This window comes from Vibrio sp. 1078-1, from assembly GCF_033340475.1.
The window spans coordinates 1-704 of sequence record NZ_JAWOWM010000352.1 but is presented as its reverse complement, the minus strand read 5'-3'; the positions used below and the strand labels follow the sequence as shown (position 1 = coordinate 704).

Annotated in this window: 1 protein-coding gene; it reads left to right on the top strand. The window is 52.1% G+C overall.

The features are described from left to right. Positions 1-704, top strand: a 704-nt coding sequence (locus R7190_RS27530) for a DEAD/DEAH box helicase (protein WP_318137888.1), incomplete at both ends; no start/stop codon positions are given.

Sequence of the window (704 nt, the reverse complement as noted above, 5' to 3'; positions counted from 1 at the left end):
TTGGCGCAACTGCCGTTTTCTCCGACCAATGCTCAAGCACGCGTGGTGAAAGAGATTGAATCCGACCTCGAAAAGCCGCATCCAATGATGCGTCTTGTCCAAGGTGACGTAGGCTCAGGAAAAACATTGGTTGCCGCGCTAGCCGCAGTCAGAGCCATTGAGCACGGTTACCAAGTGGCTTTAATGGCACCAACAGAGCTGCTCGCCGAACAACACGCCATCAATTTCGCCAACTGGTTTGAAGCCATGGGCATTCAAGTGGGCTGGCTTGCTGGTAAGCTCAAGGGCAAAGCCAAAGAGACGGAACTGGCTCGCATTGCCAGCGGTGAAGCGCAAATGATAGTGGGTACTCACGCCCTCTTCCAAGAACATGTGGAATTTCATCACCTAGCTTTAGTCATCATTGATGAGCAGCACCGCTTTGGCGTCCATCAGCGATTAGAGTTACGTGAGAAAGGGGCAAAACAAGGCGCGTATCCGCATCAGCTCATCATGACGGCGACTCCGATTCCTCGCACGCTAGCAATGACAGCGTATGCTGATTTGGAAACGTCGGTGATAGACGAATTACCACCAGGCCGAACGCCGATTCAAACCGTTGCCATTCCAGATACCAAACGTGACGACATTGTCGAGCGGGTACGAAACGCTTGTCTTAACGAAGGCAAGCAAGCGTATTGGGTGTGTACGCTGATCGATGAATC